Annotated in this window: 28 protein-coding genes; 8 read left to right on the plus strand and 20 right to left on the minus strand. The window is 45.2% G+C overall.

The features are described 5' to 3' along the window. The first annotated feature begins 23 nt into the window (after positions 1-23). Positions 24-3,032: a Tn3 family transposase gene (locus AC0XWG_RS23790; protein ID WP_040115239.1), complete on the plus strand. Its 3,009-nt coding sequence runs from the start codon at positions 24-26 to the stop codon at positions 3,030-3,032. 660 nt (positions 3,033-3,692) lie between these two features. Here the strand turns inward: AC0XWG_RS23790 and AC0XWG_RS23795 are convergent. The 3 genes from AC0XWG_RS23795 to AC0XWG_RS23805 all read right to left on the minus strand — a co-directional run bounded on the left by AC0XWG_RS23795 (position 3,693) and on the right by AC0XWG_RS23805 (position 5,364). Next, positions 3,693-4,097, minus strand: a complete 405-nt coding sequence (locus AC0XWG_RS23795) for an H-NS family histone-like protein (protein WP_040115235.1) — start codon at positions 4,095-4,097, stop codon at positions 3,693-3,695. A 111-nt stretch (positions 4,098-4,208) separates the two neighbouring features. Beyond that, on the minus strand, positions 4,209-4,661 hold the full coding sequence (locus AC0XWG_RS23800) for a hypothetical protein (RefSeq protein WP_040115233.1): 453 nt from the start codon (positions 4,659-4,661) through the stop codon (positions 4,209-4,211). Between the two features lie 37 nt (positions 4,662-4,698). Continuing rightward, complete coding sequence (locus AC0XWG_RS23805; RefSeq protein WP_040113341.1) at positions 4,699-5,364, minus strand: DUF6884 domain-containing protein; 666 nt, start codon at positions 5,362-5,364, stop codon at positions 4,699-4,701. A gap of 458 nt (positions 5,365-5,822) precedes the next feature. Here AC0XWG_RS23805 and AC0XWG_RS23810 point away from each other — a divergent pair, with 458 nt between their 5' ends. Both AC0XWG_RS23810 and AC0XWG_RS23815 read left to right on the plus strand, forming a co-directional pair. Then, positions 5,823-6,677: a DUF4942 domain-containing protein gene (locus AC0XWG_RS23810; protein ID WP_223866326.1), complete on the plus strand. Its 855-nt coding sequence runs from the start codon at positions 5,823-5,825 to the stop codon at positions 6,675-6,677. A gap of 2 nt (positions 6,678-6,679) precedes the next feature. Next, positions 6,680-7,900, plus strand: coding sequence for a coiled-coil domain-containing protein (locus AC0XWG_RS23815; protein ID WP_032610436.1), 1,221 nt, complete (start codon positions 6,680-6,682; stop codon positions 7,898-7,900). Positions 7,901-7,954: 54 nt separating this feature from the next. On the opposite strand, the gene AC0XWG_RS23820 is transcribed toward AC0XWG_RS23815, so the two are convergent. From AC0XWG_RS23820 to AC0XWG_RS23835, 4 genes are all read right to left on the minus strand, one after another. After that, positions 7,955-8,158 (minus strand): hypothetical protein, encoded by a 204-nt coding sequence (locus tag AC0XWG_RS23820; RefSeq protein ID WP_024191726.1) that lies wholly within the window; start codon positions 8,156-8,158, stop codon positions 7,955-7,957. Between the two features lie 13 nt (positions 8,159-8,171). Next, a complete protein-coding gene (locus AC0XWG_RS23825; protein WP_032610439.1) occupies positions 8,172-9,491 on the minus strand; it encodes a DUF1173 family protein in 1,320 nt (439 codons plus the stop codon). A gap of 23 nt (positions 9,492-9,514) precedes the next feature. Further along, entirely contained in the window at positions 9,515-9,682 is a 168-nt protein-coding gene (locus tag AC0XWG_RS23830) for a hypothetical protein (RefSeq protein WP_475681134.1), read from the minus strand. A 128-nt stretch (positions 9,683-9,810) separates the two neighbouring features. Next, complete coding sequence (locus AC0XWG_RS23835) at positions 9,811-11,238, minus strand: DNA cytosine methyltransferase (protein ID WP_015062959.1); 1,428 nt, start codon at positions 11,236-11,238, stop codon at positions 9,811-9,813. A gap of 222 nt (positions 11,239-11,460) precedes the next feature. On the opposite strand from AC0XWG_RS23835, the gene AC0XWG_RS23840 reads away from it, so the two are divergent. The 4 genes from AC0XWG_RS23840 (at position 11,461) to AC0XWG_RS23855 (ending at position 13,849) form a co-directional block, all read left to right on the plus strand. Beyond that, positions 11,461-11,976: a thermonuclease family protein gene (locus AC0XWG_RS23840; RefSeq protein ID WP_015062960.1), complete on the plus strand. Its 516-nt coding sequence runs from the start codon at positions 11,461-11,463 to the stop codon at positions 11,974-11,976. Between the two features lie 5 nt (positions 11,977-11,981). Further along, positions 11,982-12,920 carry a hypothetical protein gene (locus tag AC0XWG_RS23845; RefSeq protein WP_475681135.1) on the plus strand — a complete coding sequence of 313 codons (939 nt, stop codon included), beginning with the start codon at positions 11,982-11,984 and terminating at the stop codon, positions 12,918-12,920. 315 nt (positions 12,921-13,235) lie between these two features. Next, a complete protein-coding gene (locus AC0XWG_RS23850) occupies positions 13,236-13,535 on the plus strand; it encodes a hypothetical protein (RefSeq protein ID WP_016246547.1) in 300 nt (99 codons plus the stop codon). Positions 13,536-13,555: 20 nt separating this feature from the next. Then, complete coding sequence (locus AC0XWG_RS23855) at positions 13,556-13,849, plus strand: hypothetical protein (protein WP_016246546.1); 294 nt, start codon at positions 13,556-13,558, stop codon at positions 13,847-13,849. 445 nt (positions 13,850-14,294) lie between these two features. Here the strand turns inward: AC0XWG_RS23855 and AC0XWG_RS23860 are convergent, their stop codons facing one another. The 6 genes from AC0XWG_RS23860 to AC0XWG_RS23885 all read right to left on the minus strand — a co-directional run bounded on the left by AC0XWG_RS23860 (position 14,295) and on the right by AC0XWG_RS23885 (position 19,821). Next, a complete protein-coding gene (locus AC0XWG_RS23860; protein ID WP_016239971.1) occupies positions 14,295-15,101 on the minus strand; it encodes a hypothetical protein in 807 nt (268 codons plus the stop codon). Positions 15,102-15,118: 17 nt separating this feature from the next. Continuing rightward, complete coding sequence (locus tag AC0XWG_RS23865; RefSeq protein ID WP_016239970.1) at positions 15,119-15,559, minus strand: hypothetical protein; 441 nt, start codon at positions 15,557-15,559, stop codon at positions 15,119-15,121. A 152-nt stretch (positions 15,560-15,711) separates the two neighbouring features. Then, positions 15,712-17,073, minus strand: coding sequence for an FRG domain-containing protein (locus AC0XWG_RS23870; RefSeq protein WP_000482601.1), 1,362 nt, complete (start codon positions 17,071-17,073; stop codon positions 15,712-15,714). Positions 17,074-17,086: 13 nt separating this feature from the next. Continuing rightward, the gene (locus AC0XWG_RS23875) at positions 17,087-17,890 is read right to left on the minus strand and encodes a hypothetical protein (RefSeq protein WP_000589340.1); all 804 of its coding nucleotides are present in this window, start codon (positions 17,888-17,890) and stop codon (positions 17,087-17,089) included. A 58-nt stretch (positions 17,891-17,948) separates the two neighbouring features. Continuing rightward, complete coding sequence (locus AC0XWG_RS23880) at positions 17,949-19,295, minus strand: ISNCY-like element ISLad2 family transposase (protein ID WP_076611902.1); 1,347 nt, start codon at positions 19,293-19,295, stop codon at positions 17,949-17,951. 268 nt (positions 19,296-19,563) lie between these two features. Next, positions 19,564-19,821, minus strand: coding sequence for a hypothetical protein (locus AC0XWG_RS23885; RefSeq protein WP_103216141.1), 258 nt, complete (start codon positions 19,819-19,821; stop codon positions 19,564-19,566). Between the two features lie 314 nt (positions 19,822-20,135). Here AC0XWG_RS23885 and AC0XWG_RS23890 point away from each other — a divergent pair, with 314 nt between their 5' ends. After that, positions 20,136-21,233, plus strand: coding sequence for a hypothetical protein (locus AC0XWG_RS23890; RefSeq protein ID WP_040115229.1), 1,098 nt, complete (start codon positions 20,136-20,138; stop codon positions 21,231-21,233). Between the two features lie 131 nt (positions 21,234-21,364). Here the strand turns inward: AC0XWG_RS23890 and AC0XWG_RS23895 are convergent, their stop codons facing one another. The 7 genes from AC0XWG_RS23895 to AC0XWG_RS23925 form a co-directional block, all read right to left on the minus strand. After that, positions 21,365-22,345: an IS5-like element IS5 family transposase gene (locus tag AC0XWG_RS23895; RefSeq protein ID WP_032430896.1), complete on the minus strand. Its 981-nt coding sequence runs from the start codon at positions 22,343-22,345 to the stop codon at positions 21,365-21,367. A gap of 77 nt (positions 22,346-22,422) precedes the next feature. Continuing rightward, positions 22,423-22,737 carry a hypothetical protein gene (locus AC0XWG_RS23900; RefSeq protein WP_015063011.1) on the minus strand — a complete coding sequence of 105 codons (315 nt, stop codon included), beginning with the start codon at positions 22,735-22,737 and terminating at the stop codon, positions 22,423-22,425. Positions 22,738-23,003: 266 nt separating this feature from the next. Further along, positions 23,004-23,156, minus strand: coding sequence for a hypothetical protein (locus AC0XWG_RS23905; RefSeq protein ID WP_158654571.1), 153 nt, complete (start codon positions 23,154-23,156; stop codon positions 23,004-23,006). A 525-nt stretch (positions 23,157-23,681) separates the two neighbouring features. Continuing rightward, the gene (locus AC0XWG_RS23910; RefSeq protein WP_032610472.1) at positions 23,682-23,918 is read right to left on the minus strand and encodes a DUF905 family protein; all 237 of its coding nucleotides are present in this window, start codon (positions 23,916-23,918) and stop codon (positions 23,682-23,684) included. 45 nt (positions 23,919-23,963) lie between these two features. Further along, positions 23,964-24,509, minus strand: coding sequence for a hypothetical protein (locus AC0XWG_RS23915; protein ID WP_032610473.1), 546 nt, complete (start codon positions 24,507-24,509; stop codon positions 23,964-23,966). A gap of 81 nt (positions 24,510-24,590) precedes the next feature. Then, positions 24,591-25,028, minus strand: coding sequence for a hypothetical protein (locus tag AC0XWG_RS23920; protein WP_040115208.1), 438 nt, complete (start codon positions 25,026-25,028; stop codon positions 24,591-24,593). 49 nt (positions 25,029-25,077) lie between these two features. After that, complete coding sequence (locus AC0XWG_RS23925; protein ID WP_040113314.1) at positions 25,078-25,374, minus strand: hypothetical protein; 297 nt, start codon at positions 25,372-25,374, stop codon at positions 25,078-25,080. Positions 25,375-25,703: the final 329 nt, after the last annotated feature.

A 25,703-nucleotide genomic window follows, 5' to 3' on the forward strand; every position in this document is an offset into this window, starting at 1 on the left:
GCCAGTTTACGAAAGGATACGCAATGAGTGATGACTTTCTGACCAGAGAACAGACAGAAAACTACGGTCGCTATGTGGCAGAGCCAAATGAGGTTCAACTGGCCCGATATTTTCATCTGGATGAGCGTGACCTTGCTTTTATTAATCAGCGACGGGGAAAACATAACCGTCTGGGGATTGCACTTCAACTGACTACGGCGCGCTTCCTGGGAACATTTCTTCCTGATCCCCTTCAAATTCCTTCATTCATCCGTTTTTACATTGCGGCACAGTTGAACATCAGCCGACCAGAGATCCTTTCCCGATATGCTGAAAGAGAAAATACCCGCTGGGAGCATCAGGGGCTTATCAAGCTCTATTATGATTATCATGATTTTGGTGATTTCCCCTGGACATTCAGACTGAAGCGTTTGCTCTATACTCGCGCCTGGCTCAGCAATGAGCGCCCAGGTCTGCTGTTTGATTTTGCTACTGCATGGTTGCTGCAAAATAAGATCCTGTTACCCGCAGCCTCGACTCTGACAAGGTTGATTGGCGAAGTACGTGAACGGGCAAGTCGACGATTGTGGCGAAGGCTGGCTTTGTTGCCTGACAGCTGGCAGAAAGCGCAACTGGACGGTTTACTTGAAATACCTGAAGGGCAGCGTATATCGGTGCTGGAGGAGATACGAAAAGGTCCTGTCACTATCAGTGGACCGTCATTTACAGACGCCCTGGAGCGATATACCCGACTGCGTAGCATGGAGTTTTCCCGGCTGAATTTTTCCGGTCTGCCTGCCATCCAGCTGCGAAATTTGGCCCGTTATGCCGGAATGGCTTCGGTGAAATATATTTCAAGAATGCCTGAGGAACGGCGACTGGCCGTGCTTACTGCGTTTGTGAAAGCGCAGGAAATTTCGGCGCTTGACGAGGCCGTGGATGTGCTGGATATGCTTATTCTGGATATCACTCGTTCTGCGAAAAGTATTGGGCAGAAAAAGCGGCTCAGGACCCTGAAAGATCTTGATCGTGCCGCGCTATTACTGGCACGGGCATGCTCGTTATTACTTGATGAGAACACCGATGAAGCAGCTCTGCGGCAGGCTATTTTTCGCCGCATACCAAAGGACAAACTGGCTGAATCCGTCGGTAAGGTAAATGAGCTGGCACGCCCGCAGGATACTCACTTTCAGGATGAAATGGTGGAACAATATGGACGGGTGAAGCGCTTTCTTTCCGCGATGTTGCGTGACTTACACTTTCAGGCTGCCCCGGCCGGGGAGCACACATTGTCAGCAATCCATTATCTGGCCGAACTGAGTGGCTCAAAAAAGCGAATTCTCGACGATGCACCAGAGCAAATCATTTCCGGCCCCTGGAAACGTCTGGTCTACGACAGAGATGGCAGGATTCTACGAGCGGGTTACTCGTTGTGCCTTCTTGAGCGCCTTCAGGATTCTTTGCGCCGTCGTGATCTCTGGCTGGAGAACAGTGACCGGTGGGGGGACCCGCGTCAAAAATTGCTTCAGGGAGCTGAATGGCAGGCACAACGGATCCCGGTATGTCGGGCGCTGGGTCATCCATCAGACGGAACTAAAGCAGCAGAACAACTGGCTACGCGGCTTGATGACACATGGAAATCAGTGGCTTCACGTTTTGCCTGCAACGCAGCGGTCAGCATAAGCAATGAAGGTAAGCATCCCTCACTGACGATCAGCAGTCTGGATAAACTGGATGAGCCACCGGCACTGATACAATTGAATCGTCGGGTAAGAGAACTGATCCCACCCGTTGATCTGACTGAGCTGTTGCTTGAAATAGATGCCCGAACCGGTTTTACCCGCGAATTCAGCCACGTCAGTGAATCAGGTGCACGGGCGCAGGATCTCCAAGTCAGTCTCTGCGCAACATTGCTGGCGGAAGCCTGCAATATAGGGCATGAACCTCTGATAAAGCATATTATTCCCGCGCTTACTCGTCATCGTCTGAGCTGGGTTAAACAAAATTATCTCAGGGCAGAAACGCTGGTTAGCGCTAATGCACGGCTGGTTGATTTTCAGTCCACGCTGCCGCTCGCAGGGTACTGGGGAGGTGGGGAGGTTGCCTCCGCAGATGGTATGCGTTTTGTCACACCGGTTAAAACGGTTAATTCCGGACCAAATCGTAAATACTTTGGTTCAGGACGCGGTATCACCTGGTACAACTTCGTCTCAGATCAGTACTCCGGTTTCCATGGCATTGTAGTTCCCGGTACGCTTCGTGATTCCATCTTTGTACTGGAAGGGCTTCTGGAGCAGCAGACCGGGCTGAATCCGGTAGAAATTATGACGGACACGGCAGGATCCAGCGATATCATTTTTGGCCTGTTCTGGCTACTGGGCTACCAGTTTTCCCCTCGTCTGGCCGATGCAGGTGGGGCGATATTCTGGCGGGCAGATAAAATGGCCCATTATGGTGCCCTGAATGAGCTGGCTCGGGGATGTGTTGAACTTTCAAAAATAGAATCCCAATGGGATGAAATGATGCGAATGGCGGGTTCACTGAAGCTTGGGACCATCCATGCATCAGAGCTTATTCGTTCACTGTTGAGAAGTAGCCGACCATCTGGTCTGGCTCAGGCGATTATGGAAGTGGGCCGGGTCAACAAGACTTTGTATCTTCTCAACTATATCGATGATGAGGATTACCGGCGTCGGATACTCACTCAGCTCAACCGGGGAGAAGGACGCCATGCAGTGGCTCGAGCCATTTGCTACGGACAACGTGGTGAGATTAGAAAACGCTACCGTGAAGGTCAGGAAGATCAACTGGGTGCTCTGGGCCTGGTGACCAATGCGGTTGTGCTGTGGAATACACTTTACATGCAGGAGGCGTTGTCACATCTTCGCAAATCGGGGGAAACTCCTGAGGAGGAGCACCTGGCAAGATTGTCGCCGCTGATACATGGCCATATAAATATGCTGGGGCATTATACGTTTTCGTTACCAGAAGATATTCTGAATGGCGAGTTAAGACCATTAAATTTCAATACAAACAATGAATTAAACCCTTAGCGTGGTTTTTTACATCATTGGACCCCGAACCCCTAATAGGCATTTCACGGCTGAGAGCTTGTTGGTAGCGATAGAAGAATGCTTCTTTGCCGCACTTGTGAAGATAGGTTTCAAGGGCACAGCATTCTTCCGAATGGCGAAAGTGCTTAGCGTTGAACTCGCCCATTACCGGGGTCAGGGGGCTCTTACAACCTGGGCAGGTGTAAGTATGTGAGCGCAGGGCAGCGCCAATGTGCGTGAGGGTGCCCTCGCCGTCTAGCGCGTAAGCGTATTGTATTGAGCTGGATTGAGTTGTCATGACTGCGTAGCCTCCCAAAAAAATCCAGCTAAGAACAGACCTTACGGCAGGCAAATGGTAAGTAGTGCTTCTTGAAGCAGTCGAGTGTACAGCGGCTCAGTGAAAAAGCTAATCGCCCGCTCAACAACCTAGTGATACTGGTGCAGATTCGACAATGAGTTAATGCCCGGAGAGCATCTGCAAGACTTCTAGCTGGAAGGCATTCCAACCAGCCCTCGCTTCTGAAAAGCCGTCAGGAAACGGTAAAATCCAACCAAGTGAGCAACTTCACTTGCTCAAAGATCTAAGGCTAGAATGATGGAATTCCAACCTTAGTTTGCAAATAGCCCTTTTAAAGTGACCTGTTTGTGATGTTCTTTTACTTAGATGAGGAAATCATCCAGTGACTTACCGGCCGCGAGCTGCTCAGCCAGCGCTTTAGGGGTGCGCCCTTGGCCAGTCCAGGTTTTCGTTTCACCATTTTCATCGGTAAACGAATATTTCGCCGGACGCGGATCGCGAGCTTTTTTTGGTGCGCTGGATTTAGCAGAGAAAGAGCTCAGAAGTTCTTCAGGATCGATTCCGTCTTCAAGCATTAATTTACGCAGGGAATCGAGTTTTTCCTGACGTGCTTCCTGCTCAGCTTTTTTGGAAGATTCTTCCTGACGGCGTTCGTCTACGACAACGCTTAATTTTTCCAGCAGTTCTTCAAGAACCTCTAATGGCAGTTCACGGCCCTGCGCACGAAGAGTACGAATGTTGTTTAATGCTTTTAGTGCTTCGGACATATGGCCTCACTTAGAGATTTTGAAATTAAAAGGATACGGAATGATAGTACACTGTTTTAATATTTTACGCCAGTTTATGAAGTAAGAGATACAAAACGAGGCGGAAGAGAGTTAATGACTAGTATCAGGTTTGATCGCTGAAGCATATTTATAGTGGATATCCATAGCATGTCTAAATGCCGAAGACTCATTTACTAATCTTTTTTTATCAGAAGTTTCATTCTGTACAGATTTCACACGGCAATTCAGTTCGCCATTTTCATCAATAAACAGACTTTCCAAAAAATCAACAATAAACTGATGTGAGTCTTCATTAAGGCTATTTACAACCTTACCAGTCTCATCAAATCGTGAGTCCCAAACAGGTTCTACATTGTAGGCATCTATAAATTCTTGAGATGCTGTGACACACTGTCCGCCCTGATACTGCTGACTGGAGACATTAACAACGCGATTTACGTTGCCAAATGCTTTCTCTCTGGCCTGTACCTCAGTAGCGCCAACTCCGCATAGCTGGATAGTAATACTGTCATTTGTCGAATTAACATGGATAATCGCTTTCAATTCTAAAACCCTCTGTTTTATCTATTTCAGCCATAGACTAAATGCGTTGACTACTAATGATATATTGCGCGAGTTTGATGTTGAGACATACCATGTTGCTTGAAAGTTCCGGCATCATGCGGGATTCACTACGAATTAAATAGGGTTCCAGCCCCCCAGAATATGCCCCAGATGTTACAACGGTCAACTGGGCAATGGGATTATTTAGTTTACCTACTCCTGCCAGGATATCGTCCTCAACCGCAGCGATATAAACTGGGGAGGCAGCGATCACGTAATCATCAGTAGGCCTGGCTTCCATTAACGTCCCTATGGAATTCTCCGATCTTTCCTTCCCGAATGTATTTGTTAATTCCCGCCACCAATGGCGGTGACTGAACGGTAAATTATGAAAGGTGGCTTCATATACGTCGACGAGGTCCCGACTATTCAAAAAACCCAACCCGGCAGAGATCACCCACAACTCCAGGTTTTCCGTCGTCCGTAAAATCTCTTTTGCCGTTGACCAGTGATTCCCAGTATAGAGCGATAGGGCGGGTACCGGTGATGCACTTTGCGACCGTCTTATGGTCGCTGCCCAACTGGCCATAGCCTCTTCAGGTGTCTCTCCGGCCCGGATGCTCAGTTCCGCACGGGAGCCGCACTGGAAGTGCTTACCTTTGGTACAGGACGTTATTAGGTGTGTAATTCGCGACGCCGTCATTTTGTTGCCCTTAGCCCAATGTGTGCAATCACTGTCTATCAGTCGTAACAGCCCCTCATCCGTGATAACGACCAAAGAGGAGGCCCGAACAACTATCCCATTATACATTTAGTCATGCCTTTACTAATAACTAGTTACCATAAAAAAACCTCGCGAGGTGACGGTGTCACGCTTATTGGCCTTTTTTAGCTCACTTTATGTACTATGGGATTTAATTATCGGTAAATCCCATCGTTCAAATAGCACCCCCCATAGTGTAATTGCGGCTAAAACCCTTATTAATCAGTCATATAACGCAATGGTTGTGCATTCAGGGGATGCGATCGCCACTTAACGGGTTGCGGGTTGTTGGTCACCCGACATCTGTGTGCTAATCTTTTTCATCATTAGTCACTAGTAAAGGCTTCACTATATATGACGCTACGAGTATTTTTTTAACGAGAGAGGTGGATAGGCCAGTGAAAATCTCTCAGCCAAAACAGTGGGAAAAGGATCGTGAAATGAGCATGAATTCGCAGCCGGAACTGAAGTTGAGTACCCGTACCGAACAACTCGCCAGTAGTCGTGATGCCGCTATGCAAAAATTTCTGGACGGCATGACGCTGATTGCCGAAGCCTCAGCAATTTGCGGGTTTTCACTGTTTAACAGCAAAATTATGGCCCCTAATGCTTTTGGCCTTCCTGCGTCCCTGGCCGCAAGCATCGAGGAAGGGCGACAGCAAATAGACCGTAAGACATGGAACAATCTTTTTGAAGAAACGGGTATTGACCGATTCTGGAATCACAACCAGCGGGCAGAGTTCCGTGAGTCTCTCCGGAACGCTCCGCCAATTGCGTCGTTAACCGTAATCCGCAGTACATTGCGCCAGGCAGTTGCCATGCGCAGCATTACACTTGCTGAAGGGTTTGTTGATCTGCTATGCCAGCTTGATCGCCGGTATAAAACTAATGCCCAGCAATTTGTGATGCCAAAAAAACTGGTACTACGCGGCATTTTTCCCGACTCGAACATGATGAGATATAATGGCTTTTCTCAGGATAATCTCTTCTATTTAAACGACTTTGAGAATATCGTTTGCATCTGCTCCAATGCAGCAACACCGCCTGTCGGCAGTGGAATGAACATGTACGATCGGCTTGCTGTCTTACGGAAAACCGATTTTACGGGTGACATTACCGACCCGAAGGGCTGGAAGTGCCGATTGTTCGAAAATGGTAACGTCCATATCTCAGTTGAGTGTGAAAGCCTGCATAACGCACTGAATGACCTGATTAGCATTTATTTTGCCAACCAGATCCCGGCCAAAGGATAAGAATGATGACTGACAATGTAAATTTGATGAACGGGGATGAACAGACAGCGTCCAGTTTAAGTGAAGATACTCCAAAAACGCCCCCTCTAAGCCCCGAGTTACTGAAGAATTCCCCTTACTCGTCAATAGCTAAGGTTAAATATTTCACCGAGATTGAACAAATCTGCCTCGATAAGAGCATCAGCACCGAAAACCTCGACCAGTTTTTCAAAGCCCACTGGCTGCGGGATAAAATGGGGGGATCTTTTGCCCGGGCTCAGGAGATGCTGGCGGCCTACAAGCAATACGTGGACGAGGTGCCCGAAGAAGCACGCGCGATTGAAATCCCTGACCAGATTAAAGATGCATTCAGTGATTTTACTGCGTTTATCACCTGGTACTTCCGCTTAAGCTATACGGCTATCCAGAGTGATAGCGTGAAAATTGCGAAGGCAGAAATTACTCAGTTACGGCACCGGAATGCTGAAATTCTGGAAGAACTGTCACAGTCGAAAGAACAGGCTACAGTCCTGAATAACGAAAAAGTTAACCTGATTAACCTGCTGGAGCAGCAGCGTGAACTCTCCAGTAAATTAGAAGATTCACTTCAGGAAGCAGAAGAAACTCTGGCAGGAACTCAAAGTGAATTACAGCATGCCCAAAACGAGATCCAGCTTTTACAGCAGACAGTAGGGACACTGAACCAGCAACTGAGTGAGCGCAAACAGGAACTGGCCTCGCAGCAGGAGTATCAGAAGCAGCTTAATGATGAAAATAAAGCGCAGCAGGTAGAGCTGACCGCCCTCAACAGCCAGAATGAAAACTTACAACGGACCGTGTCTGATTTAAAGTCCAGTGTCAGTCAGCTTGAACAGGACCTTTCTTCATCACAATCCCATGCCTCTGAATTGAGCTCATCTTTAGCCGAAAAGGACACGGCCCTGACGCTCGTCCGGTCGGAGCTCTCAACAGCTAAAGGGACGAATGAACAACTACGAGCTGAAGCACAACGCTTAGCTGATGAGAACCTGGTGTCCAAAAAGGTCCAAACAGATCTGACAGAAGAGCTTCAGCAGCTCAGGAATCAGATGATGTCCATGGAAGCGACACTCAATGCGGAAAAGACCATTGCAGAGTCTTTACGAGGAACAATCAAGCAGCTTACCGAAGCTATGACCGGCGTAGTTGCTATCAAACCTAAATCCCCAGGGGCATCAAAACCGCGAAACAAAAAGACGACATAACTGCTCCCGCCAGGAATTTGCTATAAACTTAAATTCCTGGCGCCCGTAGGCTCTTTATCCCGTCCGGAGGAGTTTACGTCCTTCCGATAGCATTTGGCTGATTTTCCCCGAGTCACTGATCTCAAGAGCATCAACCAGGCTAGTGATCCCGCCAACAGCTTGCTGCTGCGAAATAGCTCCCAGCTTATAGTCATCGAGTACTGCCGCCAAAAACGCTTTCAGTTTAACCTGTTCACTCATCGAAAGTATGTACGCCATTTTTAACCCCATTTTAAGGTTGTGATTCGGGTGAATTGTATTTTTTAGCTTCAGGGAAATGAGGGAGATCCTGGGATTCCGTCTTCTCCGTAGCATCCCAGTGCCACCATCCATAGGCCCCATATTCCTGGTTGTAATACGCCTTCTTAAGTTCCTTTCGCGCAAGATAGGCTGGTGTCGACATTCCGAAAACCTCCATCGGGAACGGCTTATCACTCCGGGTATCAAGTAAATAAAAATCGGGGAATACATCGCTCGCACTTGCGTCATACCGCATAGGCTTAACATAGTGCCGGTGTTCGGCATCCAGTTTACGGGATACAATCGCTTCGTATGAGGAGTCCAGAGGTATCCAGTTATCACTCACCAGCATAAGCACTATCTGATGAGCTCGTGCAGAGAGACCTCTAGTGGTCACAGATACGGGAGAGGTAAGTGCAAAAACAACAACTTTGCCACCATTTTTCCAGGCTGCATATTCCAGTGGGAATCGCCGCTTCACGCTATCCCAGTGCCCGTCTGAGTTAAAGAAGGTAAGGGGCATACCGCCGAAGTTACGCATAGGAAGAAACTTCAGTGGCTTCTCATGCTTTTCTGCGTCATAGCGCGGCAGTACTGATAGCAGCAGCAGTCGCTTGTCGCTCAGTTCTGCGGACGACAACAGCTTAACCTGCTCACTGGCCACTTTGCTTTTAGAGTCCGCCACCCCGATAAAGAGATGGTCGCCAATACACGCTCTACCTGATTTGACCTGCTTTGCGGCGTCCAACATCCGGTAGCGAACCAGCGAATCATTTCGCTTCCCGGCCATATTCGGATACCAGACATTAAGACCGGCTTCAGTCCACAACAGACTCAGAAGTCCGGACAGGGTCATTGAAGCCTGTCCACCTTCAGGTCGCTGGATTTGGGGCGGGGTAGGAACCTCTGACTTTTCCGGCGGATCTTTCTCCGTCATGCCTATTCCGAGGCGTATTGACATGGTCCCCTCATTGTTGATGCGTACAACATTGCTGGCATAACCCTTTAACCCCGTATGCCTGGCATCAAGGTCGAAAAACACGCACGATGGATCATGCTCAGTGCCGGTATTTGCAGCCTTAATCAATATGAAGGTATCACTGTTTGGTAGCGACCGGACGTACAGACGCTTTGCGCCTTTGCCCCGGCATCCGCAGGTGATCACAGATTTCTGCCCGGACGTGTGGTGTGCTTTCTTTAGGGCCGACTGCCATCCCTTTACATACTCGTTCTGCGTCTGAAATTCAGCCGAGTATCGTTTCGTGTTTGGTTCGTCATCGTAAGCAATAAATACTGCAAACTTCTGGCCCATGGGACCTCCTGAAATTTAAAAGACTAATAGCCCAGCCATCTCAATACATCCTGCGCGTTGTACTCTTCCTTCTCACCCAACTCGGAAAAAAACACGTTGATGTCGCTGGCCTCAACGCCATGTTTAGCAAGCTCTTGGAGAGCCCTTTGTTTTGTAATAGTAAGATCTTCAGTTGAATCAAAATACGTCATCAGTACCTCCTGATGAAGGCGATAACTGAAGCAGGCTTACTCTTCCTGCCCAGGTTTTATCTGCGTGAATGTTAATATTTTGTGAATTAAACCATTACGTTACCCTGTTAAATCACACAGAAGAATGACTATGATGCCGCTTCAAACTCTCCCTTGAGCCGAGCCGAAACGGCAGTCTCAATACGGCTCCGAAGCAAACTGGCCACGGCCGCAAATACGTCGACGATGACCGAATTCCCGAACTGGCGATAGGCCTGCGTATCAGAGACTGGAATGCGAAAAGTAACTTTTCCCGGTTGCTCGAACCCCATAAGGCGGGCACATTCTCGCGGGGTTAAACGGCGTGGGCGCCTTGCCAAATTGACAGGATCATTAAAGTGCTTTTCGCCTATGCTAAAATCCCATCCCCGGTCTAATAAAATTTCAGATCCATCCCGATAATAGCGTGCGCTGAGTGTTCTGCAAACCACTGTTTCTATTGATGAATCTACCAAACCATAGCCAAATCCATTGCCTTTTGCCTGGTGCTTTTTAGCGTAGTTATAAAGGTATTCCCAGAGCTTTGGAGAAAGGATGTAACGGCTATCGACCTCAGCGTCCAGCAGCTCCCTAAGGGTTGGCCGTCGTGAAGGATAAAGAGCGGATACACCACTTAGCGAAAAGCCATCATTGAGTTTCAGATCACGGCGGAAACCGACCAGCACGATACGTTCCCGGTGCTGAGGTCTGAAGTTCTTACCGTCAATTATTTTGGGGTCCTTTGCTCCGTGAGCATCGGAGTCGGCAACATCGTAGCCGAGCTCATCAAGCGCATTCATGATGATGCGGAACGTATTGCCTTTATCGTGACTCTTCAGATTTTTTACGTTCTCCAGAACGAAAATGGCAGGCTGTTTGGCTCGGATGATCCGGGCAACATCAAAAAAAAGGGTCCCCTGGGTGTCGCATTCAAAGCCGTGCTTTCGGCCAAGGGAGTTCTTTTTGCTGACACCGGCAATACTGAACGGCTGGCATGGGAAACCTGCGAGCAAAACATCATGGTCTGGGATGGATGCATCGATAGAAGCATAGGCCTGGTCATCCGAAACATCGGGAAGATTACTGAGTGTAATGTCCCGGATATCTGAGTTGAAATGGTGCTCAGTCTCGTCACAGTACCAGTTTGCACTGTAAGTCCGTCGGGAGAACTGATTCCACTCACTGGTGAACACACATTTCCCGCCGATGGCGTCAAAACCACTCCGGAGGCCACCGATCCCAGCAAACAAGTCAATAAATCGGAAAAACTTCTGGTCATAGTCCGCTGGCCGAGAGGGGAGCAACGTTCGAAGATAACGATATCCTTCCTGGGTGATTTGGCATTCATTAACTGCACCTTTAATCTGGCGAATAAGCGTTCCCCTCGACCATTCGCTGCCGGTTGCAGCATTAAGTTGCTCAGCCAAATCCTTCACGTCGTAGATGCTTGCAACCTGCACCAGTAATTTATGGATAGAGGAAGGTGTCTCATCATTAAGCAATGCTGTTATTGCAGGCTCAGTTCTATCGTTGTACATCCTTACTCCGTGAAATGTGATTAATTTAGGTTCTCAGACTACCACGCGGTGAAAATTCAATTTTTTGTTAAAGGCCTTTATTTTCATCTCCTGTATTAAAATTTTTATCCACTCAAATTGCCTCCGTTAACAGAAAATCGCCGAGTTTCTAATTGGTACAATAAGCGCGTCAAATCACACGACTTATTTGTTACTACGAACCATCTAATTCAGGGAGAACGTATGACTCTTTTGAAAAAGTTACTTTTGCCGACATTAATCGTCCTTTTCCCGGTGGCAACTCTTGCTACCCAATCATCATTTGAAGCGAAAGTGGTAAAAATTATCGACGGGGACACAATCACCGCGCTCGATGGTCAGAATACAAACATCAAAATCCGCTTGTACGGTATTGATGCCCCCGAAAGTAAGCAGGCCTTTGGACAAAAGGCTAAACAAGCGTTGAGCTCCGCGATTGCTGCACAGAATATTACGGTAATAGACCACGGACCTGATATTTACGGCAGGATGCTGGGAACCATTTGGCTTGATGGTTATGACATAAACGCCTCAATGGTAGACAGTGGCTATGCATGGGTATACCGGTTTGACGGTAATGCCATCGTCCCAAACTATCTGAAATTCGAAGCTTCAGCGCAGAAAGCAGTTAAAGGCCTCTGGGTAGATCCGAATCCCGTTGCCCCCTGGGAGTGGCGCCAGCAAAACCAGAAACCTCAAAAGACGAAAAGCAGGGGGTGACCGCGATGACAAGACAACATCCTTTATTGAAAATTGCGCTTAATAACGATGGACATCTTTCGTGGCCAATTTTACCCGGACAAACTCAGCGCTGCCCAACGTGTCTGCGAGACGTTATTCCGGGTCCGGATGGGGATTTAGTACATCAAGTGGAGGAGGGCGTTAACCCCTGCACGCCATCTGTAGATGTTGTCATTTCAAAGTCGATCATTGAACTCCTCAGCGCAGGTGAGCGCCTATATGTTAACCCAGTTAAGAACGCGAATAGAACACTGGCCCCATCGTTTATCTTTCTGCACAAAGACCAGCAACTTCGACCATTTATAAATACGGACTATCAACCAGCAGGGGCCACCTGGAGAAGTGATAAAGGGAACAGACTTGGTCTTTTCTATATGGATGAGCGAGCGTCTAAAATTAATAAGGACCAGTTCGATTTTATTGCTGTAATAGACCCATCTACTTTTCAAGCAGAATTTGAGACCTTATGGTCCATGGGCGAATTTGATAACCCCCTTACCGCGTTACAGCACTCACTGGTTTCAGAGAATATGTCATCTGTCTGGGTGAAATGGCCTGTTAAAAACCTGCAATCGAGGAAAGAATCGGTGAAGTACGATTACTGGTATGACTATTATACACCTCACTACCCAGAGGAGCAGGCAGCTTGCACGGCAACCGTGATTGGAATAGACGGAAATGTATCCGGGGAAACTATTTACATGCTCCAGATCGCCCTAGACCGGTCGACAGTTGAGTACCAGCTTGTAAAATCGCTAGGGGTCATATTGCTACTGGATAATACGGGAAATTTGGTATCGGAGGCGCAGCCTCACTTTGATATAATCATCAAAGCTTGCATCTCGGGCGTCAGAGACTTTGTACGTCAAAATCCTCGAATGCGGAGTGTGGAGCATCAGATTACCAGTGCAATGCCTGGTTAGTTAAATCATGAAGGATTTCCAATGACATGCAGCCGGTTGAGTTCTGATTCGATTGACGGGTTCACCTTTTTCATTTCGCCTCACGGTCAGGGATGTAGACTGTCTGTCGAACCTGAATACCGCCGCAATGGAACACAAAATTTCGATGGCTGGTTCCCTCGATATTACACTAAGCCACAATACGCTAAAGCAGCATTGACACGGTTTCTTGGGGAACCTGTTAATTGGTTGGATTGTAATGACCATAATTAGGGCTTTCAGACAGTTAGCCAACAAAAAAATCTTTAACTCACCAACAATATTGAGAATTACCAAATGGAAAATCTGGATGTTGTATCAGCGGTAGATTTTTACTTAGAAAAAGCATTTTATTTATTTGGATTCATAATGTTAGGTATGGCATGGCTTACTTTCCGTGCTGGTTCAACTTATCAGCATTTTAAAAATGCTGATAAGTTAGTCAGTGAAGGTAGAGGATCTTTCTCAAGCGGTGAAGAACCTGAAATGATCCGGCGACTTAAGTTCCAAACATTGATCTGGTACATTGCTAATTGTGTGGTGTTAGCACTATCCACTATTGTTTTTGGGTATCTATTTTATCTACTTCACAGTTAATCAAACAAGGAGATATTTTTATGCACGAGAATCAGGCACATCAAATAATTGACGCACTAAGTAAAGATAAGTATATCTACATTGCCCTTATGATTTTAGTCATTCACCTCTTGATGAAGCAAGTGAATAAACATCACGATAAGCTTGTAACTTCAAGGCGTATTTATGATGACCATAAATCTGGCAAAGCACTCGATGAAACACCAGCCGAAACCTTGACCATGATGAAAAAAAGCTTTATTTCCATCGTAGTTAACTTATTTTCAATTATTAGCGTCACGGTACTGGCTGCATGTTTTTTCATCTATTTTTAGTTCAGTAATGGTACAGATAGTTCCGCTGGTACCTATGGCGGTCTATCTGTATGAGTTTAAAAAATTTTTCTAGTAACGAAGGACCTAAAATGATTAGGTAAGAACGGGGTAAGCCCGTCCTATGTCCTGGATGGTGATAATGCAGGTTGCCCACAGGAAAATCATCATGGAAATCCCAAATCCCGTGCCAGTGCGTAATCCAAGAAGTAAAACGTAACCCATTGATTTATATGTCAAAGCAAGTTTAAAATGTCACCTCTTTGTGCAAGATAGAAAGGGCACTTTCAGCCTATGTAATCATATTAATGTGACTGCTGCGTTATCCCACTCAACCAATTAATAAAGCAAAAGTTAAATATGAAAGACTGGAATAAAAATATAACGAAAACATCTTAATATGGAAATATCTGTGTCAACGGGATCTTTAGTTATTGAATATCTGGTTCTAAATAGGTTCTACATTCAACGGGAAGGGAAACCAAATATCTATATGTTTTTTATAAATACCATTACGTGGCAAACAACAATCTGCATATTTTTTTAAAGAATCTCCACATGGACAAATATTTTCTGGCGATAATACTCCATCATGTTCTTTCGCCTTAAATCTCCAGGTCGTAATATTGAAAATTTGATGTGGGGATTGTATGTATTTGACAACACTAATTAAAGTTGAATAGTTATAATGATCACCATCATTGGAGAAAAAAACACTACATTTGTTAACGGGATTACTAACTATGTCATAAGTAATTAATTCAAAATCGATCACTTCATCAAAGCAAAGAACTCCATTATAAAGTTTATTTTTAACATGACCACAATCATTAATAAAACTACGGGTTGTATTACATACTGAACATTTCACTTCTTTTATTATTTCACGAGAACTACCGAAGATTTTATATGGGAATAACGCCTGCCAATTACATACCATTCTCGCTAAGAAGTTAACACCATAGAAATTAACCTCAGGCAGAAACTCATTATTTTCTTTAATATGTATTAAATCTATTTCTATCCTTTCAAGTTCTACCCATGCTTCATAAAAATCACCTCTTGTAAGTAAATTAATGACTTGAATATATTTTAAATGGGCTAGTAAAATTGTTTTGTATAAAAACAATCTGTTTGATTCATTATTCAAGCTCAAGGATTGAGCTTTTTTTAACTCAGCATTAAGATAATCAAGAATAGCACTATCTTCTTGAGTAATACACATCCAACGCTTTAACTTTTCGTGAATATTCATAATATCTATATAGATTTTTATTTGATTTTGTTAATTACTTTTAAAACATCGTCTACTTTTCCAGAAACAGTGTATTTCACATGTTTTCCTGATTTATTTTTTTTAATTATAGAGACTTTAACGTCTATATCTCTAGTTCCAAAGTTATCAATTTTTTTCTGAATATAATTTGAAACAAGATTTACTAAAAAAGGTATCATTACTGATGTGGCAAAGAAAGTGCCTAACGCTAACGTTATACTGTTTAATTGCAGGTACGAAACACCATTAGAATCTCCGTACACTTTAACATTAGAATGTGATTGCTTGGTGAACTGGAAAAAATCCAGTGCATTACCTCCAGTAATTTTTGAACTATCAAAAACGATCGCAATCTCATCATCTTGAGGTTCATATGAAGAAATGATTTTTACCTCTTCATCTTCATCACTCATTTCACTCAAAGTAATGGGGTTCATTCTCAACTCCTTGTTTTATATTTTTACATTCAAATTTTACTATACGACTGGTTAATTGCTCCTGTCCAACACACACCAGAGTTCATATGCTTAGCATACAAGGGACCAATGCCAGTAGCGACAGGCTAGTGTGTCAAAAAACCACATGAAGATCAATCTCCTGCGGAAAATTTGGCCGCAATTAGTTTCATTGTCCTTTCCATGCCTTGATAAACTGTCGCATCTGTAATGTTTAACCTTGCGAGTTCCTTAAGTATTCTAGCTTTGTTTCTGATCACTATTTTTTCTACTTTAAACTCTTGCATAGCATCATCAGGGTTTGAAACTAAATCGGGATAAACAGCATTATTCCCAAATAATAAGAATGCACCTGACTGTGATGACATCCTTTCATTATTATTTCTTCCTTTAACGAAAATTAACCTTTCCAAATCTGATGGTATAATTACATCTTTAAAATAAGGTTTTTCATCTTTAATGTAATGTATGAGTTTTTGACAAGCTTCAGTTTTATTGAAAGCCTCCTTGTCCATTTTACAATCCAGCTGATCTTTCAGTGTTTGACTTAGCATTGATATATTTGATATGCAACTTACTGTATCAGAGTCAAAGAATTTTATACGATCCCTTTTTGTTTTGAAAATAATAACATGTCCATCAACCTCATTTGTATTTTCATTATTACTAATGTCGCAACAAGCGAAATACAGAGCGATTAGTGGATTTGATGTTATATCCAACAAACGAGTTGGTAGTCCGTAGTGTTGCATCCTTACTAACTTGTCTAGCATTGTTTTATCATCAACAAACTCAGTTGGCCTTGCTGTTAGGGCTTCACGGACTAAATTTGATTCACTGTGCAAATGCTTGAAGTTACCTTTTTTGTTTTTCCTGAAAACTGATGGAGCCAACTCGTAAGATACATCAGAATGTCCACGATAAAATATTTCTGCATCTTCTTCATGATCTTGTTCTAAAACACGCGCCATGAAACTTTGAACATTATCTATTATTGGGTAGTTATCAACTTCATCAGGAAGTGCTTCAGTAGGAGGAAGTGGTGTACTTCTTGTCGTTATATTTAGAAGTGCTAATGTTTGATTTAAATCACGTGCTTTTATTCCCCAGTGAGTCCGTTTCAGCCCATATGCACCTAATTCTAAAGCTGTTTGATATAACTCTTTGTTTATCACTACGACATCATCTTGTGAGTGAGTGATTCTGAAATCAAACTCAACATTTTTGTTAACTGTTCGTAGATTTGAAATTACACCAAGTCGCAAAGTAATGTATTCAACATTGTCTCGGGAATAAAGTTCTGACATAAAAAGCGTAGGTAATTTCTCAATATAAGATAATGCTTTATCATTCAAAGGCGTTAACTTCAACCGGATGTCATCAGAGGTGCCTTCTAACATACGTGATATAGGAAAATCACAACTCCCACTAACCCGTTCATACATGGGCCAATGTTCAAAATAGTCAGGTTCTCCGCCCATAATTAGATTAAACATTAAAACTAAATCCTTATATTTTACTTAATGAATTATTTACAATCCAATCAATTGCGCCAGAGGTGCGAATCCAAGGCTTTATATTATGATTCACATAATAAATGGCTTCATCCATTCCACCTAACGTGATATATCCACTGTTAGACTTGATCTGTAATCTGCACTTCGATAACAAGCCGGGGATGTGTCTATTAGAATCAATCGCAGCTTTAGCGATATCATCGGCATCCGGGGATGACTGTCGGTAGGCGAGTAGGGCGCGTGTATACTGAAAAAACGAACGCATATCCCCAGGATAATCGTCCAGTAGCAAGGCCAGATCATCCACCATTTCAAGCTCAAGGTAATAGTTCGCTAATAAATGACGAATCCCCTGGTTATCGTTCGGGTTGAGCTTCAGCATTTCGCGGCTATGAGCCATAGCCGGATAAAAATTACCAGACTCCCATAAGGCCTCAGCCAAAGCTGCTTTTGCTCTCATATATGGACGTGTTTCGACAAATCCCCAGAAACGTCCTGCGAACTCCTGAAAATCCTCGCCAAGTGCAATGCTGGCTGCGTACAAAGCAGTCTCCAGCTTCCCGATTTTTGACTCAGGAGGTTCTTGAGATATCTCGCAGTAGAATGAGTATGCGTCAGCACAGAGCGGGGATTTCTTGATAGCTTTTCTGATGAGTTTCAGCACAACTTCCAGGTCATCATTTTCCCAGGCATCGAACATGAACTCCTGAGCCGCAACCAGATCTAGATGTAATTGCTCAGAGCTGACAGCAGTTTTATACAAATCAACGCGCTTTGTAGTCGGGAATTTAATCATCTCAAGTATCCTTTTGGGGACTCACTGTTCCGGTACTTTGCAGCACTGATGGTCGATTCTATCGCTTTGAACTTGCCACAAACAAGCTCGGGTCTGCCAGAACGGGATTGATAGCCCGGAGCTGTTCCTGGATGCGCACCTGAGCCTTACGGCTGGGCGATTTTTTGCTTCGTTCCCGTTTGCCTTCGCTTTCCCGCTCATCCTGTTTTACCTGAGCCAGTCGGAGTACAGTCCCGAGACGTTTGTTATCAACAATCTGCCCCTGGTCGACACAGGCCAGCTTATCAAATGCCTGGCACTTAAGGCTCCGGTGCCCATAGAGGAAGGCGAGGGTGCCATCGGGATAATCCAGTACTTTAATTTTTTCACCGGCAAGACGGCTATTTTCTTCTGTGGTGTCCATGAGATAAAGGATCTTATCGTACTGGAAGGTCAGTGATTTCGACACGGTACGAACATCATGCCAGGCAAAGATGTCTCTTAATTCATCGGGGCTTTCCTGCACCGGACGATGCAAATCTTTGGGGAACTTAGCCGGTCGTGAAAACCGGCTGTTAAAGTCAGCGATGAAAGTGGCAAGCCAGGCATTTGCAGCCTCAATGCCGGTTATACCTTCCAGACGCATTTCTTTGATCAGCCGATCCTGAAGTGTCTGATTCGCACGTTCCACGCGGCCTTTAGCTTCAGAGCTGTTGGCACAAATAAGCTCGATTGCCAGGTCATAAAGCACACGTCCGAACTGGGTAACGGTGGTATTGCGTTTCTCCGGACCACTGACGCGAAATATTGCGTGTTTGTCACTGTACAGCGATACCGGCTTCCCATGCTGCTCGATGTATTCCCGGGTTGCCAGCATGTAGTCAAAGGCTGTTTCTGACTCGCTGAACCGCAAATGCATCAGACGCCCGGTGGCATCATCGATAAAGACCAGCAGGCAGCATTTTGGCGCACGGCCTTCAAACCAGTCATGGTGGGAGCCGTCGATCTGGATAAGTTCACCCAGACAATCACGCCGATGTCGGGGTTGATAAACCCGTGACTTACGGCGAGCATGCGGGACCCAGAGTCCGTCAGACGTCATCCAGTTGCGGACGGTCTCGATTGAAAGCCGGATATTATGGCGCTCTCTGAGTTTTTCTGCGGCCAGTGTGGGCCCAAAGTCACTGTAGTTTTCACGTATCAGCGTGAGTACTCGTAGTTTGAGAGATTCGGTCAACCGGCGGTTGCTGGGCTGGCCGCGTTTGCGGCTGACAAGTCCTTCAGCACCAGAAACTCGGTAACGATTGATAAGTCGTTGCGCCTGACGTTCTGAAATGCCAAGCTGTGATGCTGCATCACGACGGCGTAGACGCTTTTCACAAACTGCCTGTATCACCGGTAGGCGGTGGATCTCTTTATCTGACATGGTCACCAACATGCGTTGAGTCCCTTAGAATTGCATTCAGTTTAGCTTACTCTAAGGTGACGTTTCTATCTGGATAAAAAGTGACATTAGAATATGGGAGCTACATTATAAGTGCGTATAACGTGGATTATGTTAACCCAAAAACGTTTAATTGTAATGGATAGTCGAATTGGGTATACTTTCGGGAAGTACTTCAATTCATAATATACCCATGACTGAACTCGTTGAAAGTAAGCTGTGCCGAAAATGCAAGACTCTGAAGAGCTTGTTAGACTTCGGAATTGACCGTAAAAGTAAGGATGGCCATAAGACTCGCTGCCGCCAGTGCGTAGCTGGCGAAAACCGGTTGTATAAATTGAATAACCGCAATGTAGTCAATGCAGCCAAGAACCGGTATCGTCAACGCCATACCGCCGAAATGGCCGACTATATGCGTTTGTATCGTGCCAGGGTCCGTGGAAGCCAGCTGGCTGACCGCCACCGTCAGCACCTGGAGTTTCACAAAGAAGTGAATATTCAGCTTCAATTTAGGCTCGGAGCCATCATGGCCTCTCAGTTACTTCAGAATGACAAAACTATAGAGATTGAAAAGTTACTTTTAAAGTACCTTAAATCGCCTGAATCTGCTTCCGGAAGAAAGGCTCTTAATGAAGCTAGGGGAATCGCTTTCAGAGCGAAAATATCATATGAGGCGTTCAATACTCTTTTGAATACATTGAACAGATCACGAATTTAGATGCCCCGTTAGTATAAATCGTGTTTCTAAAGGCTTTCGTATGTTTAAAAAAGGAAAAAGCTTAATAGCTTTTAGTGATTAAAATTACTATGCAGGCGAAATAAATGAGCAGATTTTATGATTTCAATGCGTTAGAGCTAATGGAAATGGCCCCCATATCTATCTTCAGTCGTAACAAAAATACTGAGATTTTCCTGGATGATCAATTATTAGAGCAGGAACGTCGCCATTGCCTGTCGGTTCATATTTTTTGCAGAAAGCTCGAAAGATTTGAAGAAGAATTTAACAGCAATAAAAGTTCCAGAAATCGCTTGGTTAAGTTCCTTGAATCACAAGAATGCGATTTTATCTATGATATAGCTAAAGAGTGGTCATCTTACAATTTCCAAAAAGTTCCTCAAAGCACAACTTATACGTACTTGAAAACACTTGTCGAACACATCAACGAACTCAAAAGTAAGTTTGGCATTATGAGTTATGCCACTTATCACAACAATTACATTCATAACTTAATTACGACAATCAATGAAAACCTCGTAAATATTAATTATGATTTATCCCTTATTACATCAACAAAGCGAAATTGGAATCTTTATCGAACTGAATTCGGACTAATTCTAGCGAACGGGATTAGGAAAGTATTACTTATTGATAAATTAGAACATTTGAAAAACAAAGATCTTAAGCCGGGACTTATTTTCTTCATTACAACGCCAGTGTCACAAGATGTCTTGCAGGATTTATTTTCACGTCACCAGCCTTACATTATGATTTATAGGAATGAAAAAGGCATTATAAAAACAGTTGAACCACTTCATCTGCTTACCGATGCTCTTTATGAAATCATTTCACTGGCTTCAAACATTAAAAATAAAGACTCAATGTTCTTTGAACCTAAAAATAAGTTAACCTCTATTATTGAAGAATTGTTTGAGCTCCAGAACCTTTTTGAAGAATACATGCGCCAGAGTTTTATGCAGGTCAGATTAAGTGAAAGAAACACACAATATATATATAATAAAATCAGATCACTTAAACATCAAGCCAATCATCTTGAGTTTGGAAATACAGAAAAAATACGGACGCTCGCTTTTAAACTAGGTGTATTAGCTGATTCATTTAATAATTACGATGTTAAAAGCAAGACAATCGACCTTCTGCCTAATACTATTTTCACTGGCATTCAGGGAAGGTGCGAATAAGCGGGGAAATTCTTCTCGGCTGACTCAGTCATTTCATTTCTTCATGTTTGAGCCGATTTTTTCTCCCGTAAATGCCTTGAATCAGCCTATTTAGACCGTTTCTTCGCCATTTAAGGCGTTATCCCCAGTTTTTAGTGAGATCTCTCCCACTGACGTATCATTTGGTCCGCCCGAAACAGGTTGGCCAGCGTGAATAACATCGCCAGTTGGTTATCGTTTTTCAGCAACCCCTTGTATCTGGCTTTCACGAAGCCGAACTGTCGCTTGATGATGCGAAACGGGTGCTCCACCTTGGCCCGGATGCTGGCTTTCATGTATTCGATGTTGATGGCCGTTTTGTTCTTGCGTGGATGCTGTTTCAAGGTTCTTACCTTGCCGGGGCGCTCGGCGATCAGCCAGTCCACATCCACCTCGGCCAGCTCCTCGCGCTGTGGCGCTCCTTGGTAGCCGGCATCGGCTGAGACAAATTGCTCCTCTCCATGAAGCAGATTACCCAGCTGATTGAGGTCATGCTCGTTGGCCGCGGTGGTGACCAGGCTGTGGGTCAGGCCACTCTTGGCATCGACACCAATGTGGGCCTTCATGCCAAAGTGCCACTGATTGCCTTTCTTGGTCTGATGCATCTCCGGATCGCGTTGCTGCTCTTTGTTCTTGGTAGAGCTGGGTGCCTCAATGATGGTGGCATCCACCAAAGTGCCTTGGGTCATCATGACGCCTGCTTCGGCCAGCCAGCGATTGATGGTCTTGAACAATTGACGGGCCAGTTGATGCTGCTCGAGCAGGTGGCGGAAATTCATGATGGTGGTGCGATCCGGCAGGGCGCTATCCAGGGATAATCGGGCAAACAGGCGCATGGAGGCGATTTCGTACAGGGCATCTTCCATGGCACCGTCGCTCAGGTTGTACCAATGCTGCATGCAGTGAATACGCAGCATGGTCTCCAGCGGATAGGGCCGTCGGCCATTGCCCGCCTTGGGATAAAACGGCTCGATGACAGCGGTCATATTCTGCCATGGCAGAATCTGCTCCATGCGGGAGAGGAAAATCTCTTTTCGGGTCTGACGGCGCTTAGTGCTGAATTCACTATCGGCGAAGGTGAGTTGATGGCTCATGATGTCCCTCTGGGATGCGCTCCGGATGAATATGATGATCTCATATCAGGAACTTGTTCGCACCTTCCCTAGTGTAGCTAGAATTTTTGTTCCATTTGTTGAGCTTCAAAATCTCTCGTTGCCTTCAATAATGAAGCGCCACTGTAGTACTCCGGTTCAGTAATATCATCCTCTTTATTCAACCATTGCGAGGCTGATTCATTGCCTGTCTTAACTGTACTCACATCGCTGCCTTGGTATTTGGGCAACATTACGGCATCCACTTCTTGATAAACGCCATTGCGTTTCACCAGGATTTTAACCGCTTTCGCTTTGCTGCGTTTTTCGCGCACTTTATTAACCAGATACAGCACGACAATCCAGCCTACCAGTACGTAAAGAAAAGTATTCATAATGCCCTCCTTTGTATGTGTCCATTATACCAGGTTCCGTCCCAGCCCAAATAGGTTCGGTGCATGAAAAATAGACTTTCCCGCTTGAATCTGCAAATCACCTCCGGCGTGCCTTTGCTGCCCCGAGAGATATTTTCTTTCCGGATGCGTCTGACAGATTCAGAAAAGGTACTTTTCTGCACGACGGATTTAATTTAGATTCTCTGACTTCACGCCCCACCAGCCAGAGCCCACGGCCGCAACCTTTACGAAAAAAACCGTCAAAATTACCAATGTCGATAGCTCCCCACCAGCGGACGCCTGCGAACAGCATCAATCACCACCACCCCCACATCCGCCACCAGCGTCACCACCACCCCCACATCCACCATCACCGCCTGAGGTATCGGGGGTAAAGAAGGAACCATTTCCGTCGGCAATCCCCCCTCTCTTACTATCCTGCGTATACCGACGCCCTTCGGTCTGGGAATGGCAAAGTGCCTTTTTATTACGGGCTCTCAAAAATAGACAGCAGAAAAGACATACAACCACATAGAGGGTTAAAACAATATTGAGAATCATAAGCACCAGTGAAATCCTGTGAGTCATCGTTAATTGTCTGAGTATTTATATCAAAGTCCCTCGCGCTTAATTTTTGCTAGCACGTCCCTTTTCTCTCGATCGCGAATTAAGATGGCTCAGTTCAGTTACAGACGACACACCGCAGGCATCCGCCAGGCATATCTACACGCAGGTCGGGAGGTCACGACGATTTCTTTCCGGATGCAAGATACCTTTTCAGTTCCCCGGCGCCATCTCGGCACCGGGCGAAACCATCTGCATGCGGGTCAGACTTATACCACCAGCTGTGGGCCCCGGGCAGACCCAGACTCCCTTCCCCGTTTGCCAGCACTGACATCTGAGTCCATAAAAAGAAACCCGGAGTTACCGGGTTCTTGTGCTGATCAGCTGGCCTTCAGTCCGTGGCTTTGCAGGTGGCTATTGAGCGCATCATAGGCATCGGGTTCATAATTCCAGTTACGCCAGATCAGCTGGCGATCGTGGTCGCGATGATTACGGATGGCAATCTGGAAATGGCCTGCTGGCTGGAGGTTTTCGATAAAGACGTTCTGGTAACCGGCGGCAACGGCGCGGGCTTGAGCCAGTGATAACGGTGATTCGTTGCTGAAAAATCCGCTCATGGGCATTTCCTTCATAATGGCCAGGCCTGAGCCTGGCACTGGGTGTCAGGCCACAAGGCGTTTCGCGAGTTTAACGAAGTGATCTTGGTTGTTGTAGAGCGGCATCTGATAGGCCCGGTCTGAAATAAACATCCGGATCTGGTCAAACGTCATGCCGCAGTTAAAGCCGGTTTCGCTGACATTAGCCCGGGGAAAATCGGCGCAAAATTCGTTTAACACCTTCTCATGGACAATGCCGATATTAAGGAGTCCGGCAGGTCCGTTATCACGGAAAGACACCACCCGGAATGCACCGTACCAGCCCGACTGGCAGAAGAAGGTAAACGCCTGGTTCGCAAGTCCGTTAAACAGCTCGTAACGCAGGCTGGCACTTAGCGATTGACTGTCCAAGCAGTACACACGGTTGATGAAGACGCCTGGGTCGATATTTGCAGGGGTCTGCCCGTAAGCAATACACGGCATAGGCATTTCCGCAGTGTCTTTGTTATCACCAATTACTTTATATTGGGTGGCGATGATATCCGCCAGCATTGATCCACCAAGTGTGTTAATTGCTGCGATGTCGTTAATCTGAATATTAAGATTTTTCATATTTCACCTCGTCGTTTTTTATTATTATTCCACAATCGGTTTCGTGGCTAATAACCTGAAGTGAAATATTTAATAAATAATTCAGTACGACAGACACAAGCCGGTTGACCGTTCAAAAATGTCCTGTAAATGAATACCACAGACATCCAGATTAAAGCGGACAAGCTCTACTTCATTATTTGAAGTAGAAAATAAATAAAAATCAAATCCACCTGTATTATCATCTTTGAAAATTCTGAAGGAATTATTATCAACAGCGTCGGCCAGTTCAACGTGAACGCCATAGCGCACTTCACCGTCGTCAAACTGTGCAATTCGGCGCACAGATTTAAGACGGACAAATTTCGCCAGCTCCAGTTCGGGCGCCTGGGAAAACGTCAGTGCCTCGAAGATGAGATCAGCCGTTTCATGTTGCTTCCTGCGGTCGAACTCAAACAAACCGCCACCGTTGTTGCGATAGACCGGCTGAAGCGCATTGACCAGGTTGAACGACTGCCGGTTCCTGTCATATCTGTACATTTAAAGGTACTCCAGACCTGCCAGCATCCACCAGCAGGACATAATGTGATTAGTGCCAGTCGGCGATCAGTTCTTCGCACTGCAAAAAGGATAAGCACTGCTGTGCCAACACGGGCAGTACGGCAATGTTGGGTAGGCGGTTGTAACACCAGGCGTTAAACAGCATCTGCCACGGACCGGCGTAGTAACCGGCCATTTTCTTTTTTTGCTTCGGAGTACGGCACGCTGAAATAGCCTGCTGATAGAGACTTTCATTTTCGGCACCTGAGCGTTGTTGCAGTGCCTTGTAAATAAAGGAATAGAGAGAGTCGGAACAATTAGATGCGTAAGCCAGACTGGTTTTCATAATACCTCCTGTTTTTTGGTATTATATAAAATTCGACCTGCTAGCTAATAACCTACACTGAATATATTTTTAAATTCCCATAAATATTAAATATGGACGAATGTGGATTTAAGCGTTGTAAATTATTAAAACCATATCTTATTCTACCATTATGTATTCCCTACAATACGCTTGCTAATTCGTAATTTTGCAGTTATTTGAATATCACCATCCTAAAAGCTGGTAGCCACCTATTTTCCCTCGGATGTAAGTTCACAATAACTCTGTTTATTGCCTGTTCAGTGGCGGTTAAGATTTATAAATGGGTGTGCCATTCGTCAAATCGGTAT

Source organism: Enterobacter sp. DVT3837, from assembly GCF_056238685.1.

What these genes read in the sequence shown, in the direction of transcription:
- AC0XWG_RS23790 (WP_040115239.1), top strand. Translation starts at nt 24, where the DNA reads ATGAGTGATGACTTTCTGACCAGAGAACAGACAGAAAACTACGGTCGC.
- AC0XWG_RS23880 (WP_076611902.1), bottom strand. Translation starts at nt 19,295, where the DNA reads ATGTCAGATAAAGAGATCCACCGCCTACCGGTGATACAGGCAGTTTGT.
- AC0XWG_RS23870 (WP_000482601.1), bottom strand. Translation starts at nt 17,073, where the DNA reads ATGTTTAATCTAATTATGGGCGGAGAACCTGACTATTTTGAACATTGG.
- AC0XWG_RS23840 (WP_015062960.1), top strand. Translation starts at nt 11,461, where the DNA reads ATGACTCTTTTGAAAAAGTTACTTTTGCCGACATTAATCGTCCTTTTC.
- AC0XWG_RS23820 (WP_024191726.1), bottom strand. Translation starts at nt 8,158, where the DNA reads ATGGCGTACATACTTTCGATGAGTGAACAGGTTAAACTGAAAGCGTTT.
- AC0XWG_RS23915 (WP_032610473.1), bottom strand. Translation starts at nt 24,509, where the DNA reads ATGAAAAATCTTAATATTCAGATTAACGACATCGCAGCAATTAACACA.
- AC0XWG_RS23855 (WP_016246546.1), top strand. Translation starts at nt 13,556, where the DNA reads ATGCACGAGAATCAGGCACATCAAATAATTGACGCACTAAGTAAAGAT.
- AC0XWG_RS23910 (WP_032610472.1), bottom strand. Translation starts at nt 23,918, where the DNA reads ATGAGCGGATTTTTCAGCAACGAATCACCGTTATCACTGGCTCAAGCC.
- AC0XWG_RS23920 (WP_040115208.1), bottom strand. Translation starts at nt 25,028, where the DNA reads ATGTACAGATATGACAGGAACCGGCAGTCGTTCAACCTGGTCAATGCG.
- AC0XWG_RS23805 (WP_040113341.1), bottom strand. Translation starts at nt 5,364, where the DNA reads ATGACGGCGTCGCGAATTACACACCTAATAACGTCCTGTACCAAAGGT.
- AC0XWG_RS23815 (WP_032610436.1), top strand. Translation starts at nt 6,680, where the DNA reads ATGATGACTGACAATGTAAATTTGATGAACGGGGATGAACAGACAGCG.
- AC0XWG_RS23860 (WP_016239971.1), bottom strand. Translation starts at nt 15,101, where the DNA reads ATGAATATTCACGAAAAGTTAAAGCGTTGGATGTGTATTACTCAAGAA.
- AC0XWG_RS23895 (WP_032430896.1), bottom strand. Translation starts at nt 22,345, where the DNA reads ATGAGCCATCAACTCACCTTCGCCGATAGTGAATTCAGCACTAAGCGC.
- AC0XWG_RS23890 (WP_040115229.1), top strand. Translation starts at nt 20,136, where the DNA reads ATGAGCAGATTTTATGATTTCAATGCGTTAGAGCTAATGGAAATGGCC.
- AC0XWG_RS23850 (WP_016246547.1), top strand. Translation starts at nt 13,236, where the DNA reads ATGGAAAATCTGGATGTTGTATCAGCGGTAGATTTTTACTTAGAAAAA.
- AC0XWG_RS23925 (WP_040113314.1), bottom strand. Translation starts at nt 25,374, where the DNA reads ATGAAAACCAGTCTGGCTTACGCATCTAATTGTTCCGACTCTCTCTAT.
- AC0XWG_RS23835 (WP_015062959.1), bottom strand. Translation starts at nt 11,238, where the DNA reads ATGTACAACGATAGAACTGAGCCTGCAATAACAGCATTGCTTAATGAT.
- AC0XWG_RS23900 (WP_015063011.1), bottom strand. Translation starts at nt 22,737, where the DNA reads ATGAATACTTTTCTTTACGTACTGGTAGGCTGGATTGTCGTGCTGTAT.
- AC0XWG_RS23795 (WP_040115235.1), bottom strand. Translation starts at nt 4,097, where the DNA reads ATGTCCGAAGCACTAAAAGCATTAAACAACATTCGTACTCTTCGTGCG.
- AC0XWG_RS23825 (WP_032610439.1), bottom strand. Translation starts at nt 9,491, where the DNA reads ATGGGCCAGAAGTTTGCAGTATTTATTGCTTACGATGACGAACCAAAC.
- AC0XWG_RS23830 (WP_475681134.1), bottom strand. Translation starts at nt 9,682, where the DNA reads ATGACGTATTTTGATTCAACTGAAGATCTTACTATTACAAAACAAAGG.
- AC0XWG_RS23865 (WP_016239970.1), bottom strand. Translation starts at nt 15,559, where the DNA reads ATGAACCCCATTACTTTGAGTGAAATGAGTGATGAAGATGAAGAGGTA.
- AC0XWG_RS23845 (WP_475681135.1), top strand. Translation starts at nt 11,982, where the DNA reads ATGACAAGACAACATCCTTTATTGAAAATTGCGCTTAATAACGATGGA.
- AC0XWG_RS23875 (WP_000589340.1), bottom strand. Translation starts at nt 17,890, where the DNA reads ATGATTAAATTCCCGACTACAAAGCGCGTTGATTTGTATAAAACTGCT.